The organism is Rhodococcus sp. As11 (assembly GCF_048957735.1).
Lineage (GTDB): Bacteria > Actinomycetota > Actinomycetes > Mycobacteriales > Mycobacteriaceae > Rhodococcus > Rhodococcus gordoniae.
Window position 1 is genome coordinate 1 of the sequence record NZ_JARDJE010000014.1, and the last position, 18,643, is coordinate 18,643.

At 59.0% G+C, this 18,643-nt stretch carries 15 protein-coding genes; 9 read left to right on the top strand and 6 right to left on the bottom strand.

All coding sequences use genetic code 11. The features are described from left to right. The first annotated feature begins 440 nt into the window (after positions 1 to 440). The 7 genes from PV766_RS16585 to PV766_RS16615 all read left to right on the top strand — a co-directional run bounded on the left by PV766_RS16585 (position 441) and on the right by PV766_RS16615 (position 8,954). Complete coding sequence (locus PV766_RS16585) at positions 441 to 1,532, top strand: DNA cytosine methyltransferase (RefSeq protein WP_421097437.1); 1,092 nt, start codon at positions 441 to 443, stop codon at positions 1,530 to 1,532. A 13-nt stretch (positions 1,533 to 1,545) separates the two neighbouring features. Then, on the top strand, positions 1,546 to 1,689 hold the full coding sequence (locus tag PV766_RS16590) for a hypothetical protein (RefSeq protein WP_421097438.1): 144 nt from the start codon (positions 1,546 to 1,548) through the stop codon (positions 1,687 to 1,689). A 127-nt stretch (positions 1,690 to 1,816) separates the two neighbouring features. After that, positions 1,817 to 4,417, top strand: coding sequence for a Z1 domain-containing protein (locus tag PV766_RS16595; protein ID WP_421097439.1), 2,601 nt, complete (start codon positions 1,817 to 1,819; stop codon positions 4,415 to 4,417). Beyond that, positions 4,414 to 5,409, top strand: a complete 996-nt coding sequence (locus PV766_RS16600) for a PD-(D/E)XK motif protein (protein ID WP_421097440.1) — start codon at positions 4,414 to 4,416, stop codon at positions 5,407 to 5,409. The genes PV766_RS16595 and PV766_RS16600 overlap by 4 nt, the downstream gene beginning before the upstream one ends. Continuing rightward, positions 5,406 to 7,274, top strand: coding sequence for a hypothetical protein (locus PV766_RS16605; protein WP_421097441.1), 1,869 nt, complete (start codon positions 5,406 to 5,408; stop codon positions 7,272 to 7,274). Before PV766_RS16600 ends, PV766_RS16605 begins: the two co-directional genes overlap by 4 nt. A gap of 214 nt (positions 7,275 to 7,488) precedes the next feature. Continuing rightward, a complete protein-coding gene (locus PV766_RS16610; protein WP_421097442.1) occupies positions 7,489 to 8,160 on the top strand; it encodes a hypothetical protein in 672 nt (223 codons plus the stop codon). After that, positions 8,160 to 8,954 (top strand): hypothetical protein, encoded by a 795-nt coding sequence (locus tag PV766_RS16615; protein ID WP_421097443.1) that lies wholly within the window; start codon positions 8,160 to 8,162, stop codon positions 8,952 to 8,954. Before PV766_RS16610 ends, PV766_RS16615 begins: the two co-directional genes overlap by 1 nt. A 188-nt stretch (positions 8,955 to 9,142) precedes the next feature. Here the strand turns inward: PV766_RS16615 and PV766_RS16620 are convergent, their stop codons facing one another. After that, complete coding sequence (locus tag PV766_RS16620; protein WP_421097444.1) at positions 9,143 to 11,269, bottom strand: RNA-binding domain-containing protein; 2,127 nt, start codon at positions 11,267 to 11,269, stop codon at positions 9,143 to 9,145. Positions 11,270 to 11,851: 582 nt separating this feature from the next. Between PV766_RS16620 and PV766_RS16625 the strand changes: the two genes are divergently transcribed. Then, positions 11,852 to 12,214: a transposase gene (locus PV766_RS16625; protein WP_421097445.1), complete on the top strand. Its 363-nt coding sequence runs from the start codon at positions 11,852 to 11,854 to the stop codon at positions 12,212 to 12,214. A gap of 172 nt (positions 12,215 to 12,386) precedes the next feature. Here the strand turns inward: PV766_RS16625 and PV766_RS16630 are convergent, their stop codons facing one another. Further along, the gene (locus PV766_RS16630; RefSeq protein WP_421097446.1) at positions 12,387 to 12,752 is read right to left on the bottom strand and encodes a DUF4268 domain-containing protein; all 366 of its coding nucleotides are present in this window, start codon (positions 12,750 to 12,752) and stop codon (positions 12,387 to 12,389) included. A gap of 348 nt (positions 12,753 to 13,100) precedes the next feature. Between PV766_RS16630 and PV766_RS16635 the strand changes: the two genes are divergently transcribed. Further along, positions 13,101 to 13,589 (top strand): DUF2510 domain-containing protein, encoded by a 489-nt coding sequence (locus PV766_RS16635; RefSeq protein ID WP_421097447.1) that lies wholly within the window; start codon positions 13,101 to 13,103, stop codon positions 13,587 to 13,589. 16 nt (positions 13,590 to 13,605) lie between these two features. On the opposite strand, the gene PV766_RS16640 is transcribed toward PV766_RS16635, so the two are convergent. The 4 genes from PV766_RS16640 to PV766_RS16655 form a co-directional block, all read right to left on the bottom strand. Beyond that, positions 13,606 to 14,376, bottom strand: a complete 771-nt coding sequence (locus tag PV766_RS16640) for a replication protein (RefSeq protein ID WP_421097448.1) — start codon at positions 14,374 to 14,376, stop codon at positions 13,606 to 13,608. Between the two features lie 226 nt (positions 14,377 to 14,602). After that, positions 14,603 to 15,496, bottom strand: a complete 894-nt coding sequence (locus tag PV766_RS16645) for an HNH endonuclease (RefSeq protein ID WP_421097449.1) — start codon at positions 15,494 to 15,496, stop codon at positions 14,603 to 14,605. Positions 15,497 to 15,593: 97 nt separating this feature from the next. Further along, positions 15,594 to 17,465, bottom strand: a complete 1,872-nt coding sequence (locus PV766_RS16650; protein ID WP_421097450.1) for a DNA/RNA helicase domain-containing protein — start codon at positions 17,463 to 17,465, stop codon at positions 15,594 to 15,596. 125 nt (positions 17,466 to 17,590) lie between these two features. Next, on the bottom strand, positions 17,591 to 18,628 hold the full coding sequence (locus PV766_RS16655; protein WP_421097451.1) for an HNH endonuclease domain-containing protein: 1,038 nt from the start codon (positions 18,626 to 18,628) through the stop codon (positions 17,591 to 17,593). Between the last annotated feature and the right edge of the window lie 15 nt (positions 18,629 to 18,643).

An 18,643-nucleotide genomic window follows, 5' to 3' on the forward strand; every position in this document is an offset into this window, starting at 1 on the left:
ATCCCATAATCCGCTCCCTCCATCTCGGGGGAACTCACCGCTCATCTCGGAGTGTCCACCAAGACGGGAACGGTCCAGTCGCCACTTTGTCAGGGCCTTGCCATCGCTGACGACCGACCCCACACGCTGGCCAGCTACGAATAGAAGGAGCCCGGCACGCCTTGCCACCTGTGTATTCCACAATTTGTGGTCGGAGTCGTTCGAGGGAGGGTTGGAAGAAAGTCCGGCTATTGCCGTCGACCATACAGATCGGGTGATCCTCACGTAGGTTTCCCCTTCGCCTTGTTGACGGCTATGAACCGATAGGTGGGGAGTGAAGAGGCATGCGGGCCGCATACCTCATTTGATGCGGCAGATCTACACTGAACTCAGTGGGCTCGCTCACCCTGGGCACTCAGGGCGGACTCGGTTGTCACCACCCGACGATAGACTCCCCGACTATGAGTTCTGTACCCGCACTGACCTTCGACATCGAGGATCCATGCATCGTCGACCTGTTTGCCGGTCCGGGTGGGTTGGATGTGGCTGCTCACTGGCTCGGTGTTCCCGTAGTAGGTGTTGAGTGGGATGCGAATGCTTGTGCGACTAGGGAGCGGGCAGGGTTGCAGACACTGTCTCGGGATGTTAGAGATCTCGGGCATTGGAACTTCCCCTCGGCAAATGTTCTTGCTGGCGGTCCGCCGTGTCAAACGTTCACCGTTGCTGGCTCCGGAAGTGGTAGGCGTGCCCTAGCCGTCGTTCTGACGCTTGTTGAGATGCTGGGCGACAAGAAGTATACCGAGGTCAAGGACGTTCTGTCGCGTATGGGGGATGAGCGTACGGGGTTGGTGTTGGAACCGCTTCGATGGGCGTTACAAGCATGGGATGACGAACAGCCGTACCAGGCGATTGTCCTTGAACAGGTTCCGGCCGTAGAGCTCGTATGGAAGGCATTCAAGCCGGTGCTGGAATCACGCGGGTACAGGGTATGTGTGAATGTGGTCCGCACAGAACAATTTGGAGTCCCCCAAACCCGACGTCGAGCGATCTTGATTGCACGATTGGGCGCGGAGGTCAGCTTGCCAGAAGCCACTCATCGTGAGTATCGAAAGGGCGCTGCTCGAGGCGAAGGCGACGAATCCAAGCTGCCTTGGGTGACCATGAAGGATGCGCTTGGTCGCGGTAACTTCGAGGTGATCTCAAACTATGGTACGGGCGGCATTCCGTCCGCGCGTGGGCGCCGAACTGCGGACCAACCGGCGTTTACCGTTACAGGGAAGATCTCCCGTAACAGAGTTGTCGAGGGGAACGGGACGGTTGGTCGGTTCGCAATAGCGGAGGCGGGTCAACTGCAAACCTTTCCGGCGGACTACCCATGGTCCGAAAGGGACACCGCCCAGCAAATCGGGAACGCAATACCTCCCAGGCTGGCCGCGCATGTGCTCGCTGCAGCTCTTGGTGCCGGTCGATTGGAGGAAGACTTTCTGAACCAGGCAGTAAAGGGGAGCTGGAAGACACAGCGGTCTGGCGCTAGGGTGCCGGTTTCCGCATAGCTGCACAACCTCGGTGGCGATCGGGCGTGCCACCAATGTTGTCACCATCCGAGTGATCGGCCTCGCCGCGATCACCGTCCTCACCGAGCTGAAGTGGCTGGGTGCTATCGCGAAAAGGGCGGTGCCGCCGGAAGGCGTGCCCCCTCGTATCGAGTGACGTCCCGCGCGATTCCGTGCTTTCTGAACGTCACTAAGTGCTCTGGTAGCTTCACGGCAGATGACGCTCGGTCAGGGTGTCGGCTGCAAGACCACGTGTTGGTCGTAGAGAAGTTAGACGGGGAGACATGGCGCTGGACCTGGAGCAGTTCTACAACGTGTTTGCAGAGTGGGCGATGGGCCACGGTGGCCCTTCCGTCGCGGCGGACTACTTCCTGAACGTTGGGATGATCGACGAGGATCAGGCCAAGGAGCTAGTCAAGCGTTATGAGGAACGGGTCCAGAAGGTGATGACCGGGGGTCCTGTCATCAAGCCTAGGCATGAAGAGTCCTGGTACCCCGGAGCGCTCGAGACCGACCATTGCTGGGGTGCGTTCTGCGAGCGGCTCAAAGAGAAGGGGCGCGAAGACCAGATCGACGCATTGAACGATGCTTCAGATACCATCGTTCGTCTCACACCGAACCCAAGTGGGGAGCCACGATCAGCGCGCGGGTTGGTTGTGGGCTACATCCAAAGCGGTAAGACAACGAATTTCACTGCGGTGGCAGCCAAGCTGGCCGATCGCAAGTATCGGATGGTCATTGTCTTGGCAGGGATCCATAACTCTCTCCGTCGGCAGACTCAGGACCGGTTGATTATCGATCTGACGGCCAAGGTCCCCGGTCGATGGCATCCGATTACGGATGTCGACGGCGATTTCGACCTGACTCGTCTCGGCCGTGAGACGCGGGGGCCGGCAAAGCACGATGCCGTGGGTTACCTGACGTCGCAGGACAAGACTTCCCTGTTGGTTGTGAAGAAGAACGCGACTGTCCTACAGAAGCTTTTTCAATGGCTGAACAAGCCGTCTGCGAAGCCTGCTCTGCAGACAGCGCAGGTGCTCGTGATCGACGATGAAGCCGATCAGGCATCGGTGGAGACGAATACGATCAACCCGTTGATTCGAAAGATTTTGCGCCTCTTCCCGCGCGGAACATACATCGGTTACACCGCAACGCCTTTTGCGAATGTTTTCATCGATCCGTCCGACTCGGATGATCTGTACCCGAGGGATTTCATCTACCCACTTCCTCAGCCCGAGAAGTACTTCGGGCCTGAGATGCTCTTCGGGCGAGATGTTCCGGACCTGGACAGGGACGACGAACAGGGCCTGGACATGATCCGGATTATCCCGGACGACGACGAGTTCCGGCTCCGGCCCCGAGGCAAAGCCGATCTAGATGACTTCCAGCCCGTAGTGACCGACGAACTGCGCGCGGCTATCCATTGGTTCTTCCTGGCGACCGCGGCGCGGTGGCTGCGCGAGGACAAGAACAATTCGTCGATGCTGATCCACACATCGTTCCAGACCTCGGTGCACGAAAAGTATAAGCCGATGATCCAGGATGAATTGGAGAAGCTATCGGAGGCGCTCAAATCGAACGATCCGACTCTCATCAGCTCATTGCGCAAGCAATGGGTCGACGAGACCACACGAGTCGATGCGACACAGTTCGGACTGACTCCGCTGACCTTCGACGAGATCGCGCCTATTCTCTCCGACGTTGTCGGAGACTGCCGGATCATCATCGACAACTCAAGGAGTGATGAGCGGCTCGAATACGAGGAGGATGAGTCGAACACGATCATCGCCATCGGTGGTAATACTCTCTCTCGTGGCATCACGCTGGAGGGGCTGGTTTCGAGCGTCTTCCTTCGGCCGACGAACACCTATGACACCTTGCTGCAGATGGGACGGTGGTTCGGTTTCCGCGAGGGTTACGAAGACCTTCCGCGGATCTGGATGACGGACTTTCTCCGCCGTGCATTCCGGCATCTTGCGCTCGTCGAGCACGAAATGCGGCAAGACATGGCTGTCTATGAGCTTCAGGGAATCACTCCGATGGAGGCCGCAGTGCGTATCCGGACGCACCCGGCGCTTCGAGTAACAGCGAAGATGGGTGCAGCGCGGCCGTCCCGCATCTCGTACTCGGGAGCACGTCTTCAGACGCGCTTCTACAAACGGTGGAATCGCACGTGGTTGGAGAAAAACTGGCAAGCGAGCGAGCGGTTGATTGCTGCGGCGATGCGGCACAGTCAACAGCAGCCTCTCCCAAACGGAGGTGCTCTCTTCCGCAATGTTTCGGTGAACGATGTCAGGACCTTTCTCGAGGATTACGACATCGCGTCGGACCAAGCCGACATGAGCGCTGATCAGATGCTGCAATACATCGAACACCAAAATGCGGAGGACGAGCCGAAGCTAACCCGCTGGAACGTCGCGATTGTCGGCGGTGAGGGCGAAACAGTGGAGATCGCCGGGATCAAAGTGGCGGCGTCGGTCCGTGCACCCTACAAGGGCGGCGGAGAAGTCGCGGACATCAAGACGTTGATGAGCAAGGCAGATCTCGTCGTAGATGTGGAGGATCTTACACCGGCCACTGCTCGGGGCATGCGAGAGGCAGAGTTGAAGGAGCGTCGTATCAATGAACCCGAGCTTCGTGACAAGGGCCTCCTGGTGCTGTATCCGCTGGATAGAGTGAGCAAGCCCCGATCGGACAGCAGTGCAGCTGTTCGCGAAGAGATGAACGCAGTCTCGAGTCCGGTCGGTCTGGCAGTCGTGTTCCCGAAGACGTCGTACTCGGATAGCGAGCGTGATGCGGTTCAAATGACTCATGTCGCCGTCGAGCTTTCCGAATACCCTGAAGAAGTCGATACCGATGCCGATGTATACGGGGCCACGAATTGAGCGGCTACCAGGATTTCGTTGCGGGCCGGTGGGACCAAATCGAGAGCTGCGGTGAGCGGTCGCTCGGAGGCTGGCGGTCGATGACCGTTCCTGTCGTCGCTAACGGTCGAGAGGTGGTTCAGGCGGTCGACAACGAAGGTCAACATCACCTCTTGATTCCGGCCGATACAAGCTCACATCCGGAGAACACACGGAGTCCGCTCGCGATGTCCTTCCGGGACTTCCGGTTCGGTCCGGGGTCCGGCGCGTACGTCGAGGGCAGGTACTTGGACATCCATTGCCAGCTGCCTGCGTTGAACAAGCAGTTCGATAAAGTGATCGGCGAGATCGTTGGCGCAGTCGATGGAGCGACACGCCCAGTCGGGGCAGCCGCCGCTGTCCTTGCATCGTGGAGACGGTTGTTCTCGACACTGGCGGATGCACGCGTCCTGACACATCAGGAGAAGTTGGCTGCATTCGGTGAACTGTCCGTGTTGCGGGAGCTCGTCGACGACGATGCGGATTTTCGAGTCGTTTCGTGGACTGGCCCGGAGCAGGAGCCACACGACTTCGAGCTCAAGGACGCAAGTATCGAGGTCAAATCGGTCGGCGTCGAATCGGACACGATCCGAGTGCACGGCCTAGCACAGCTGGATGAGGTTGAGGAGAAACGCCTCTTCCTGATCGTTCGTCAGGTGACCGAGGATTCAAGCGGGCGAACAGTTTCGGAGCTACTCGGCGAGATCTTGGCAACCTGTGACGATCCGACGCTCCTACGAGAGCGAGCGGCCCGACTCGGCGTGCACGAAGCGATGGAGGACACTACTCGTTTCGCTGTCACCGAGAGTCTGATCGGCGAGGTCGCCGGAGACTTTCCTCGTATCACAGCAGAGACACTCGGCGCCGATTTGGCAGAGACGGTAACCCGAGTCGGTTACGAACTGCGACTCAAGGATATTCGCTGGAGGCTTGCTACGGGCTCTGTGGAGGCAATCCGGAACGACGTGCGATGAGTGAAATTCGATGGTGGTCACAGCTTTTCCCGCCGGAAGGCGGACAGACAGCGGAGGGTATCAAGCGGCAGTTAGGTCGTCCCGGTCTTGCCGAGTACGCGGTGCTTGTGCGGGAGGCGGTCCAGAACAGTTGGGATGCTCGGCGAGACGATCGCGAGGGGCCCGTCGAATTTCGTATCGAGCTCCGACGACTCGGCGTGCACGCAGTCGCATGGAGGCGCGAACTCGGCACGGATCGTGATGTGTCGGGAGATCGGGGCATCCTTGCGGGACTGCACTCTAATTCGTGGATCCTCATCATCTCCGACCGTGAGACCAATGGTCTCGGCGGACCGATTCGTTCAGACGAGCCCCACAACGCTGGGGCCAGTGCTGACTTCGTCCAATTCATACGCAACGTCGGTGAACCCCGCGACAAGCACTTGGGTGGAGGAACGTACGGCTTCGGGAAGGGGATCTTCTACCGGATCAGTCAGGCGGGTGCAATTCTCGTTGACACGTTGAACGTGGAGGACAATGAGAATTCACGTCGCTTGATGGGTGCCGCGCTGGGCGGAGTTGAGACGACGACGGATGGCCGGAGGCTCACTGGCCGACATTGGTGGGGTGAGATCAACGATGGTATTCCCGATCCGTTGATGGGTGCGACGGCTGAAAGTGTTGCCGAGAAACTGGGACTCCCCGGCTTCGCCGACGGACGGACCGGTACCGATGTGACGGTGATCCTACCGAACCTCGACCTCGACGATATAGACGGGGATCCACGACTTCTAGCAAATCGATTGCGCGCGTATCTGTATTGGTATCTGTGGCCAAAGATGGGATCGTTGGGTCGTCGCCAAGGTATGCGCTTCACCGTGAGCGTCGATGGCGAAGAACTGGAGTTTCCGGCGCTGGATGAGATTCCGGTGCTCTCAGACTTTGCCAAGTCCTTGGACAACGTGCACTCGCTCGCAGGTACCAATTTCATGATGCCCACCCATGCCAAGGGGTTCGGCAGGTTGGGCCACTTGTCGATCGAGTACACGATGCCGGCGCTGTTTACGGGAGATAACAGAGTCTGGAGCACGATCAACGAAGTAGCACCCCTCAGTCCGCCGTATCGACATATTGTTCGGATGCGCCAAGCAGAACTGGTCGTTGACTATTTCGAAGGTGAGCCGATGCCTACGAGTGATATCGGTTATGTCGGAGCTTTCGTCACTTCGGAAACAGTGGACGAGTTTTTCGCTCAGGCTGAACCGCCTACGCACGACTCGTGGCATAGCGGTACGCTGTCGGGTCCGGCAAAGGGAATTGTGCAGGGCGCCAAGCGATTCCTCAGTGATCAGTGTCGCGACCATGTTCAGGCTCGTACGGGTGCCAAGTCGAAGGCCGTCCAGGGTCTGGGTCGCCTGTCGAATTCGCTGGGTGCGCTCGTGCAGGGCGCTAGCGGGACGAGGCCTGTCGGGGGCGGAAAGTCTGGGGCAGGGCCCAACAGTGCCTCGAGTTCGGGCGCTGGCAGTGGGACTTCGAGATCGCGAGTCAAAGTTGTCAAGTCCTCGCATCTCGTCGTCGAGGGTGACATCCCGTATATCGAATTGGTGGTCGAAGTTCCGAACGGGATTGGAAAAGGTGACTCGCTGATCGCGACTGCGTCGGTGGTCTTGGCTGGTGGGCGTAGTGAAAGAGCGGAAGATGCACCCGCGGGCGCTGCGGACACCGAGGTCCTCTATTGGTACTTTAATGGGGATCCAGCTGATCGCGTCACAGGCGCATGGCTCGGCGGTGATGACCTTCGCCCGGGGGCGTGGACTGTGCGTGCTCGCGCGCTGGACGATGTTTCGGTTAGGTTGGCTTTCAGCCAGGAGAGCCAAGATGGCTAGAGCCTTCACACCGCCGTATCTGACACCGTCTGACGATAGCGTCGACATGCAGCCCTGGATGCTGCGCCGGCAAGGTGAGTCCGTGCCACTGGTCTCTCCGGTGGAAGACTGGGTGACTGGTACGGACCTTTCGCTGTCCAGGGGTGTCGTAGTCGATCTGCAGTCCGTGCGGAAACAATGTCGACTCCCTGATGGATGCCCGTTGGAGTTGGTCGTGAGCTGGCGTAGCGATGCGACGAAGATCCAGCGCCGTGTTCTCAAGCGTTTATTGGATGATTCGAGGAATGAAGTCCAAGTAATATTACCGGGCACGGAGATCGGTGGAACTGTTCGGATTTCGACATCTGTGGTTCTGTCTGAAGACATCGCCGAACCTGATCCGGGTTCACCGCACCGCCGTGGCTCGATCCTTTTACGAGATATGTACTCCGTGACGCTCGAGGGCGAAGGATCGATGTTTCCGATGGCAGTGATCGATTTCGCCGGACGAACTTATGACGATCGTGCCTCCTGGTTTGTCGAGACATCGACGGACCTCGAAGCGAACTTCAGTTCGGTGTTCCAGGTGATGATCAACGAACGTGACAAGTCGCTGATCAAGGCCATCGAGTCGGAGAAGCCCACGCGCGAGCAACAAGCGTTGCTCGATGAGCTCAGTTCCGGGGTTATGCAGGTAGTGCTGGAGTTGGCATATGCGCTGAAGGCAAACGGGGAGTTCGGGGTCGAAGAGTACGCGGACGGCAGCGTGGGGCAGGTGCTTCGGGGACTGGTTGATCAGACCGGAGACCTGGATCTCGGGGATCTCCGTGATCCGTCACAGATTGCTCGGCGGCAGGCACAGTTCCAGGCGATGGCACGTGGCATTGCGGCAGGAAGGGTGTTCTGATGACTGACAATGCACTGCTCTGGCCGCGGATGGATCGTTCGATGGCGGAAAAAAGACTCGAGAGTCTCGGTGAGAACTCTGGACCTGAAGTTGAACTGACGACAGATTACTTCTCGTTTAGTGGAGTCGGTCGACGCGCCAGTGGAAAAGAGATCGAGGCTCTGCGAAACCGGATAGTCTCGATCGCCGGCAACTACGGTTTCAACGTCCGATACGGATACGACCAAGAAGGTGACCCCGGAGACGAAGCCCGAAGTCGGTTTGACGTTGAGGTCTTCGCCGCACTACCTGAGCTCATGCCAATGAACTGGTCCGAGGCGGGCTCCCGTGACCTGTGGTCGTGGTGCGCGTTGGCACTACTCCCAGATGTCACACACTGGCGTTGGAAGCAGCGGAGGCAGTCGGGCCGGTGGAATCCCGAACGTTTCATAGGGTCCGATCTGACCCGTCACACCTGGGCGCGTCAGTGGTGGCGCGCCGTCCAACTTGAGGGAGCACCTGAACTTGCCGCGCTCATCAAGGAAGCGGAATTCAATCAGATCACGGAGCGCGCCGACACGATCGGTGCCAACCCTCAGCTCGTAACGGCCTTTGCAAAGCAGTTCCTGGGACACGCGACGAAAAGTGGAGTCTCACGCCGTGACCTACTCCGAGATGCTTCGCAGCGACTACTTCGGGAGATGTACTTCATTGATGATTCCCTCCTGTCTGAAGCGGACCTCGTAGCTTGGTCGGATCGCGTGCTGAGGGCGTCCGTTTTAGCACTTAGTAGCGACGCAATTCATGAAGTGTAGGTGGCGAGCAGGCGGAGTTTGGCGAACTGTAGTGCGAATGGAGAAAGCGAAAATCTTTGGATCCACTGTTTGTGGCTTATTCCTGAACCGACGCTGCAAAGTAAAGATTGGGCATTGCGGAATCGACCGGGCATGGTATTATACTTGCGCACTTGTCGGATTGTCGCAGTGTGCTTGCTGACAGAGTCCTATATTAGGCTGGAGTCAGAGGATGTCCGCGCTCCGCTAAACTCTACAATATCCTGTCCTTCCAGAAGTTTTGTGTTCGCCCCTTGGCGTACGTAGAGCTGATGCGTTTTTCCGGAAATCTGCTTCTTAGGGAATACTAATGTGTCTGACCTCGGTACATCAACTATCAAGATCCTCTTACAGAGGAGATCTGCATATCGAGGCCGGATAATGGAACCTGCTACGTTCCCAAGGTAAGAATTAATTTTGTCGACGGTAAAACGTAGTAGAGCATCCTCGTTTCCGCATTTATTCACGTCTTCTTCCAAGCCAATTATTTCACCGGAATCACCTATGCCAAGGTATAAAGTTCCGCCGTTCGAATTCAAGAATCCGGCGATTGTCTTAATAAAGGACTCTACGATCGCTACCTCTTCAACCTGCTTCCCAAGTGGAACGCGGATCGACGACTTGAATTCGATAGTAGACCCCTCGCCCTTGCGTATTTCATCTAGGATCTCGGTTTGGTCTTGCGGGTTCGTGTTTCCTGCTGAGTAGGATTGGCCAGTTAACCCAACCTCAAGTAGTCGGCTGGGCTCCCAAACACCCGCAATGCAGGTGGCAAGACCCAAATTGATTAATCGATCTGATTCAGCTTCGTATTGTTCAACGAGTTCATTGAATGAATCTCTATTCTCGATTAGTTCTTGCGCTAACGCATACTCATTGGGATAGTACTGCTGGATGTACTTCATAGTCTCGTCGATCTGGGATCGAACAGACCGCCGGTAATCTCTAAGCAGGACTCGTATATCGTCAGATGTAATCACACATGCTTCTGTTCTTCCTTGCGCACGTGTTCTCCAGACGCGTGATCCGAGTTCGCGGAGAAGGATCACCTGCCCACCGGTCTCATTAAACGCCGCGTTGATCGCTTCCTCGTTCCAGATCAAACCAATACGCGCCCCAATTCCATTCAGCAGTTCAGCAGCTTCTCCTCTATCGAACGGAGAAAGATAGTATGGCGTTGCGACCGAGTACAACGGATTGGGTCTCCCATACAACTCGCCTATTTCTATTATTGCTGGCGCCAGGCCGGCTATTGCAAAATTGAAATTGTCGAGTTCCTGCACAAGCTTTCGTAATACCCCGAAAAACTGGGGAATTTTGTGTGCATGTCGTCCAGGTTCACCGTTTGCATGATCAGGAGGGCAAAGATGCTCGATCTCATCGAGAATAATGACGAGACTTATATCCGAGTTGTCACGGTGTTGAAGCGTAGCGGCTAACGCGGTTCGAAACTCCCGAATGGTTGTATCGAACGATACTTCCGATATTTCTTTCGTTCGCGCCCCTGCTTCCTTCAATTCTATCCGAATTTTCTCGGAAACATCCTCGATTAACTCGGCGATCGGGTCGCCTGTACGAACTGAAGACAGATCTTCGAGGTCAATATATACGTAAACCTCTCGTAGTGTCTCGTCGGAATTTGCTTTACTTGTCGCGACGAGCTCCTTCAATATCGACGTCTTTCCTGTTTTTCGAGTGCCGAAAAGTCCTGAAATCTGTTGATTCCGAAGATCTGCTCTAAGTGCTTGTAAGATGGGCCGTCGTCCAAAAAACTGGTCGCCGGTTACATACTTTCTCTCTTGGTAGAGATCCTGGGCATACAGACGACCCGCGAGTGCGTGAAGCAGGGAATCCCCATCATATCCAACAAATGGAATTAGTACGAGCTCGGTTTGGGAAAGCTGGTCCAACTTGGTATGGAGGCGGGAGTCGGACGACCATACAAAAGATATGTGTCGCGCGATGCCTCGTCGTTCAATGGGAAGCATTGCAAATAGTTCCGGGATTCTACGAATGGTCCGGCCCTGCAAATCAGCGTGGGGCGTGTAGATGCCAAGAATTTCGCGATGAATTCCGAAACGATCTTCTAGTTCAGGCGCAAGTCGAACTAGGACAATCCATACATCATGAAATCTCTTATCGTCCCGCACTGGTGCGGCGTAGACAAAGTCTGAGTTCAAGTCGCGCAGGGCGTTCCGGTGAGAGCGTGACTCGGGATATCGGATTGCCAGTTCCTCAAGCTTTTGAAGGACCACGGGGTTGCGGGTCGTACGCCTCTTACCGGGCTCAACGGTCACGATTTACCCCCTGCGTTTGAGATGTAGGTCACAGAACGTAGGTAAAGGTCTACCCAAACTCCGCTCATAGGGCAAGCGTAGATCCCGCTGCCGTCAGGTATTTCGGTTATACGAGGATCGGCGAGTACGTGCGTGACCGGGTCCCTGCCGATGGAGTATGGAGGGGTGCTTCGGCAGAACGACGAACGTGCTCATGGACGGTTGATGTCGAATGCTGGCGAGACCGGTTCATTGTTGGCTCGCGGAGAGGCCTTCTGTTACGACCTTTGTCCTCAGTGGAGTCTGGCACGGGCACGGTACGGCTCGCCCATACTTGCTCATCCGGTAGCGATCCGAACTTATCGCAGTCGTTGCACTTCTCCGCGATGCTGCGCGGGAGGTTCGGTTCTTGCTACATCCGCACCCACGCTTGTGCGAGCTTCATGGGGCTTTCCGGACGATGGACTGCCTTGGTTGCTGCGACCAGATTCGCGGTGCCGTGGGGGTAAGTCCCGGGGAGTGGTGGGAATCGGCTGAAGGCATCCGGCCAGGTCCGCGGCGCAACCCTCCCACTGGCCGTCGATCGCATAGCCGTCGCTGCTGGTGCGCACCCGAACGGTCATCGCCTGCCCCTTCTCGATCGAGCCGACACCGCCAGCATGCGCCCCGCATCGCCGTCGGCCTCGGACCTCATACCGCACTCATGATCGTGTCGCGGGGGGCCGGTTAACCGATCGGCTCAACAAGGAAATCAAGCGTCGAGCGGACGTGGTGGAGATCTTCCCGAACCCGGCGGCGTTCCTGCGGTTGGCGACCGCGGTGGTCATCGAGCAGTACGACGAATGGCAGGTCACCCGCCGGTATGTCTCGGATGTGAGCATGGACGAACTCCGGGCGGTGATCGCCGCCAAGGAACACGCTACCGAACCGGCGTTGTCGTTGGCTTGCTCAAGCGAAACAGCATAGTATTCAACGCGACTCGTTGATCGCTACGTGTATTGCTGAGTCGATCCGAAGTCCACCACTCCACGGGGCACTATCCGTCGAAGCGCTCCCCTCCGCTTCCGAGCGCGCGGGTAGAGCCCTCCGTGCCGCCGACACAGCAGCGCGTGCGACCAGAGAATCGGTCGCCGTCTGCTCACTCCTGGTGGTCGAGACCGCGTAAGGCTGCGATGCCGCCGACGGCAGCAAGCGCCTCACGGAAACGGATCTGTTGCTCGACGAGCCAAGAGACCATCTCCGGCCAACGCTCCGTCATAGCGATATCGTCGAACTCCGAAGTCACAACGATGCGGGCGCCTATTCTGCCCGCCATCTCATCCCAAGAGGGAGCTCGGCCCAACGCGGCTTCGAAGGCGGCGCGATGCTCATAGACCCAGTTGAATCGTGCTTGATTGAGCTCGGCGTCGCGCGAGTCGAAATAATCGCAGAAGGAACACCTGCAGAAATGGCTGGCCGAATACAATGGTCCAGGCGCGTACAACCGCGAAACACACACGGGCACGGCTCGTGATTTCTACCAACGCTTCCGGTGCGTAGCCAGATTGATCTGCCTTGCCAAAGCGCTTGGGGAGAACCCGCAGGTGCTGCGCGGCGCGGTCGCCGATGTCCGAGCCTCCGGGTCCAATCCGTCCTCTCCGTGCGCTGCCTTTCGTTGACGGGTGCCGTGGATACGCACCGAAGAGCTACTCGCCGAGCACTACCGAACGCAGGGTGAAAAGCGCTGGTGGTCGCTGTTCGGAAACTGAGGAAAGCCGCGCCGCGACATAAGCGCTCAGCTGGACGGAAGTGTTAACAATGCCCGCTCCCATGTCGATTAGTCCAGCAAATCCCCGTCAAGAATGGACAAGACATGAGCACGCAAGCGGGATGGTACGCAGACGGCAATAGCCCGGGCGTCGAGCGGTGGTGGGACGGAAATCAATGGACAGAGCAGACTCGTCCGATGACGGGGCCGGGATTCGGAGCGCCGGCTCCCGTGAATCCGGAGAAGAACGGGATGGGCCTGGCCTCGCTGATTCTGGGGATCGTGGGTCTCCTGTTCTGTTTGATGCCGATCACCGGGTTCATCGGCTTCATTCTCGGCATCATCGGGCTCGCTCTGGGTCTAGCGGGTATCAGCCGTTGTCGTAAGAACAAGGCGACGAACAAGAAGACCGCGATCTCGGGCACCATTCTCAGTGCCCTTGCCGTGATCTTCGGCATCGTTGGCATCGTCATGTTCTTCACCGCCGTCGACCAGCTCGGAAACGATCTCGACCAGATCGGAACCGACCTGCAGGATTACAGCGATTGCATCAATGAGGCAGAGAATCTCGACGAAATGAACCTGTGCGAGTAGCCGCAGTTGCGGCTCTTCACGCTGCCTGAGCAGTTCGGCAGGGACACCTCACCGCCCTGCCGTGCTCGTCGTCCGGTAGCCACCTGTACTCGTCACACTCACCGCACTTCGCCGGTGGGATCCGTGGAACGGACAGTCCCTGCCACAACGGTAGCCACGCGTGTGCGTAGCGCATCGGGTCGCTGGGGCGGTGCGCTGCCTTCGCTGCCGTCACCAGCGTCGGGACGCCGTGCGTCGCGATCAATGCTTCGATTGCTGCTACGGCATCCGGCCTGAGGTACGCGAATGTGGCTGTCAGTCCGGATTGCTTACATGCCGCCGCCAGACGGGCGACCTCGGGACTTTGCGATACGTTCGAGACCTGGGACGTGCGGTTGGTTTCCGTCCTTGGTGAATCAGTACTTAAAAGACTGCCTGGCTCTCCGACGTCCGCGTTGCCGCGGGTCGGATTCTCAGGCCCCGGCTGGACGTGCGGCTCCTCGTAGATCGTCTGAATGGTAATCCACTGACCGCGCTCGTTCTGAATCTTCTCGCGGATCAGATAGCCGAGTTCGGCAAGCTCTCGGAGAGCGGAGCGAATGGCGTCGCGACCTTCCTTCGGCGACTGGCCGGCGATCGAGTCGGATCGGGTACGCCAGTCGTCCGGCTTGGACAGCAACCAGATGAGCACGCCTCGTGCTCGGAAGGACAGACGCTCGTCGTTGATGACGGCGTTGCTGAGGATGGTGAAGTTGCTGGCAAGGCGCGGTCCACGACGCACGCCGCCAGCCAGGGTATTCTGGCCCACGTTCGACTCCCAATTAGTCGGACATCCGGCCCGTCGGGAGTTGCCGCTCCTGGCGGGCCTTCTTCACTTGTGACGCCACGCGGATCGGTGACGATCTTGAAATCTTGGCACTCCTTCGGTCGTGCGCGCAAGGAGAACCTTCTAAGTCGCTTCAGCGCAACGGTTTACATGACCACGCGGGCCGCGACATCTCTGCGGCGATCGCCATAATGCTCTTCTGCCAGAGTTATGAAGCCGATCGGACCCAGTCGCACGCGTCTCGATGCCGAGCGAGCGCCGCAGCGTCAGGGTGATGAGCGGAGCTTTTCGGTACTCGAATCCGCTTGCCCGCGAAGGCTGCATACTCGCTGCTCTCGAGCTGGGGAGCCACCGCGACTGTGAGGTCGCTGCGCACTGTCCACAGTTGCAGGTCGAACAAGGTGTGGAGGTCGGCGCGGAGGAGCAGACCATTGGTCACATGGTTGCTGTGCTCTCCGAAGTAGCGGTCGATATGGGCTGCTTCCAGGACTGCCTCGACGTCGCATCCCGTGACTGCGCAACGACGTTCATACGCTGCCAGCAGTGCGCGACGGAACTTGGGCTGACCGTATCGCACAGCAATGGCTCGTTGAGCGCGTTTACGGACGTCGTCGCCCTTCTCATAGGTGGGAAGGCTGGCGGGCAGCTCTATATCGACGACGGGGAAGTGGGCGAAAGCAAGATCGGCTTCCGGGCCGAACAGAGAGCGCAAGCGAGTCTCGGCAGACGGGTCGGACACTTGGTTGGCTCCGGCCTGCGCCGCGAGATTCCTCCCGAGCAACTTCTGCAACTGAGCCCAGGTGGGCGATAAAACCACGTCCTCACTGATTGCGTCGAACTCGAATCGGTGGGTGTAACCGCCGGTCCGAACGTCGCTCCAGTGTGCGGGCGGCGCGCCGGGAGTGATTTCGTAGAGGCCGGAAGTTGCTCGTGCATACGCGACGAACCCGTTGCCCGGACCCGTTATCCAGAAGTAGATGTCGTCACCGGGCACAATCTTCTTGAAGTACGACGGGCTACGCACATCCCAGAAGCCATCGTCCCGCGCGTAATCCCAGTGTTGTGGCGTCTTCTCGTTGATCTTGACGATCCAGCTGGTCATTGCCCATGCGCCTTCTCAGGTTCGCATCGGGTGGGGGCATGTCCTGCTGCGGAAGCCCGTCGGGCCGTGCTCGGTGTTCGATACTCGTCGTGAGGTGTCAGTCTGCGATCAGTGCACGGAGCGCATCGCGCGTTTCGGCGTCGGTCGAGTAGATGACGGTGCCGATCATTCCGCGGGTGAGCAGCACCTTGTAGACGTTGCGGACCAACCGGTCGAAGCGCACGTCGGAAATTCGCGTGCGGTTCTTGAAGTCCGGATCGCGGTTGGCCTCGCGGACCGTGGTGAATCGTCCGTTACGCCAGACCAGATCAGGTCCGAGGATGACTCCATTCCAGTCGTATTCGAAACCCTGGGCGGTGTAGACGCAACCGACCTGGCCGAAGCCTCCGTCCTCGGTAGCCCACAACGCAGCTGGGGGAGCGTCGCCGACCCGGCGGTCGCTCTTGCTGTTCCACGGACGCGCCCAGCTGCCGATCCGAACGTCGGGAACCAGATTTCCGGCCTTGTCCGCATTACTCCACGGCCAGCAGTAGCCTGCCGTCATCCGCGCCGAGTATCCGCGCTCCCGCTGCTGAGAGAGGAAAAGTTCCATCTCCTCGGGGCTGTCCGCAACACGAACGGTGAACTGCGGATCGCCCTTCCACTCGAACGGCCGTCCGTCCTCCAGATCGAGCAGCCGCTTCACCCACAGCAGATACTCTTCGCTACCCCCGCAGCGGAACTGTTCTCCCAGGTGGATGTGCTGCGTCTCGAGCCCGAGTGAGGCTGCATAACGTTCGATCTGGGCGAAAGACCCCATCTCTCCGGGGCGTACCACCTGGTGCTCGTCGAGAAGGAAGACAGGGACGCGCGCGGCCGCAATGAGTTCGTCGACCTGCGGTCGGTCTGTGCGGAGTTCGGCTCGGGTGTAGCGGTCTACAGAAGTTTCGCGAATGCGGTGGGCCTCGTCCAGGATGAGGACGTCCAATCCATTGCGATCTGCCGTCATGAACTGGTTGAAGTACTTGAACATCTTCTGCACGCGCGGCGCACGGTGCCCCGCAACTTTCCGGAGGGTTTGCGTGAACGATCGAGACCCGGTCGCGTGTAGGACGGTTCGTCCACGCCGGGCGAGCTCGCCGAGTAGTGACAACGCCACCACGCTCTTGCCGCTGCCGGGACCGCCGGTGACGATGATGACGCGCTTGCGATCGGCGGCACGTGACTGTTCGACCTCGTGGAGTACGAGGTCGACGGCGAGCTGTTGGTTTCCGAGCAGATGGAACTGGGGGCGGTCGCGTACTTCTGCGGCGGCAACCTCGAGGAGTTGCCGGGAGGGGGCGATCGCCGACTTCATCAGAGCGTCGCCGGCGGAATAGCCAGGCGCAGGGGCGAGACGGCTCCGAAGGAACGCGATCATGTCTCCGCGCTCGGCAGCGGTGAACATGCGCCCCGTGACGCTCATCGGATAGGAACGCAAATCGGCGACGGCACTCTGGTCGGTGGCGTTGTGAAGGTAAGCGATACCGGCAAGAGCGTCGGGTTGATCGGACACTGTACGGGCGAAGTCCACGAGATAGTCGCAGTACCCCTTCACCTGCGCGGCCGGGTGCAGCTTCGGTCCTCCGGGCATCCCGGCTACCTCGACAAGTTCGGGGTTGTCCTCGTACCGCCGCGCAGCCGACCATTGCTTCAACTCGACGACCACATACGAAGCCGCACCGGTCTGCGGATGCGTCCCCGCCAGGACGACGTCGGCACGCTGGGACGTCAGAGGAAGGTGATATTCGAGCAGCATCTCGACGTCGTCCAACCCGGCGTCGACGAGGTCGCGAGCGAGAACGGGCAGGCTCCGTGCCCAGGACTTCTGCTCGGATTCTCCGGCGCGTCGTCCCGTGCGAAACAGCATCTGTTCCAACAACTGCTCCGCAAGTGATTCGGGACGATCGAGGTCGACGATCCGGCGGGCGGTAGTACGAAGCAGCGTCACAGTCAGGTCCCCAAGGCAGCACGAATCCACTCGTGCGGGTGGGGGCATGTCCGTGGCTGCTCGTCGCAGCGGAAGTCCGTCGGGCCGCAGACAGAACTATATCGGTGGGAGTGGTCGCGGATCGTTCAGGGCGCGTGCGGCTGGTACGTACCGGACGATCTCCACAGCAACGAGCCGGAAGGCAACGCCGCATAGACACCGTGAGCAGCCGCCGCCGTCCGCTTGTGCAGAACCGGGATCCGGGTGAGGCTGGAAACGTCGGCCAGGAATTGCCGTTCCAGGGCTCGCGTCACATGGTCCTGCACCGGGATGCTCGCCGACTTGTCGAGGTTGCATCGCGCGTCGGTTGCCACCAGGTTGGCAACACCGTCGATGGGGATCATCGACCACGGCACCACGTGATCGATGTGGACTTCGGATTGCAGACGACCGTCGCAGTAGAAGCAGCGACCCGACTGCAGGTCACGGAGCGGGTCGACGAGAGCACGCAGCGCTGTGCGGTCGGTGCCGAAGAGAAAGCCGTTGACGTCCTCGGCATCGAGTTCGGCGCGGTTGAGGTCGATGACATCGTGCGCCCATACGGAGCGGACGAAGGTTCTGAGCAGCACGGAGGTGCGGCGCAGCCCCTCGGGCACTCCTGGGCACAGCACGATGACGGCGATCCGGTCGACGTCACTCATGGTCATCTTCTTGTGAAAGCCCGCCGCGTTGTACAGGAACTCGTCGCGGGTAGCGCTATGGGGGACGGTCTGAAGATGCGTGAGAGGTTGTTGCGCGATCGTCAGCCGTACGGAGCGAACGAGTCGTCGATAGACCGGATGGGCGGACTCTCGCGCTGCCTCCGCGGTGCGAAGCCCATCGGCTATCAGGATGTCTCTGACCTCTGCGATACGATCTGGGATCGAACGTCCGCGCCGGACCTGAACGAGTCGTCCGTGGCGGTGGAACGACCGAACCTGATTCCAGTAATAGCCGATGATCCGGTGCGCGATCTCGTCGATCGGAACGGTGAGACTCCCGTCGGGAGCAGCGGTGTTCTCGACACAGATATCGACGAGCGCCATGACGGTCGCGAGTTTGTACGTCGAGTTGCGGCGGCCGGCTTCGAGGAGTTGCACGACGCGGCCGGCGACGTCGAGGGGATCAAGTGCCGCGTAGCTCATCCCGGCACAATATCC

Coding starts and splice junctions, on each gene's coding strand:
- PV766_RS16655 (WP_421097451.1), bottom strand. CDS start 18,628: ATGAGCTACGCGGCACTTGATCCCCTCGACGTCGCCGGCCGCGTCGTG.
- PV766_RS16605 (WP_421097441.1), top strand. CDS start 5,406: ATGAGTGAAATTCGATGGTGGTCACAGCTTTTCCCGCCGGAAGGCGGA.
- PV766_RS16635 (WP_421097447.1), top strand. CDS start 13,101: ATGAGCACGCAAGCGGGATGGTACGCAGACGGCAATAGCCCGGGCGTC.
- PV766_RS16585 (WP_421097437.1), top strand. CDS start 441: ATGAGTTCTGTACCCGCACTGACCTTCGACATCGAGGATCCATGCATC.
- PV766_RS16595 (WP_421097439.1), top strand. CDS start 1,817: ATGGCGCTGGACCTGGAGCAGTTCTACAACGTGTTTGCAGAGTGGGCG.
- PV766_RS16645 (WP_421097449.1), bottom strand. CDS start 15,496: ATGACCAGCTGGATCGTCAAGATCAACGAGAAGACGCCACAACACTGG.
- PV766_RS16615 (WP_421097443.1), top strand. CDS start 8,160: ATGACTGACAATGCACTGCTCTGGCCGCGGATGGATCGTTCGATGGCG.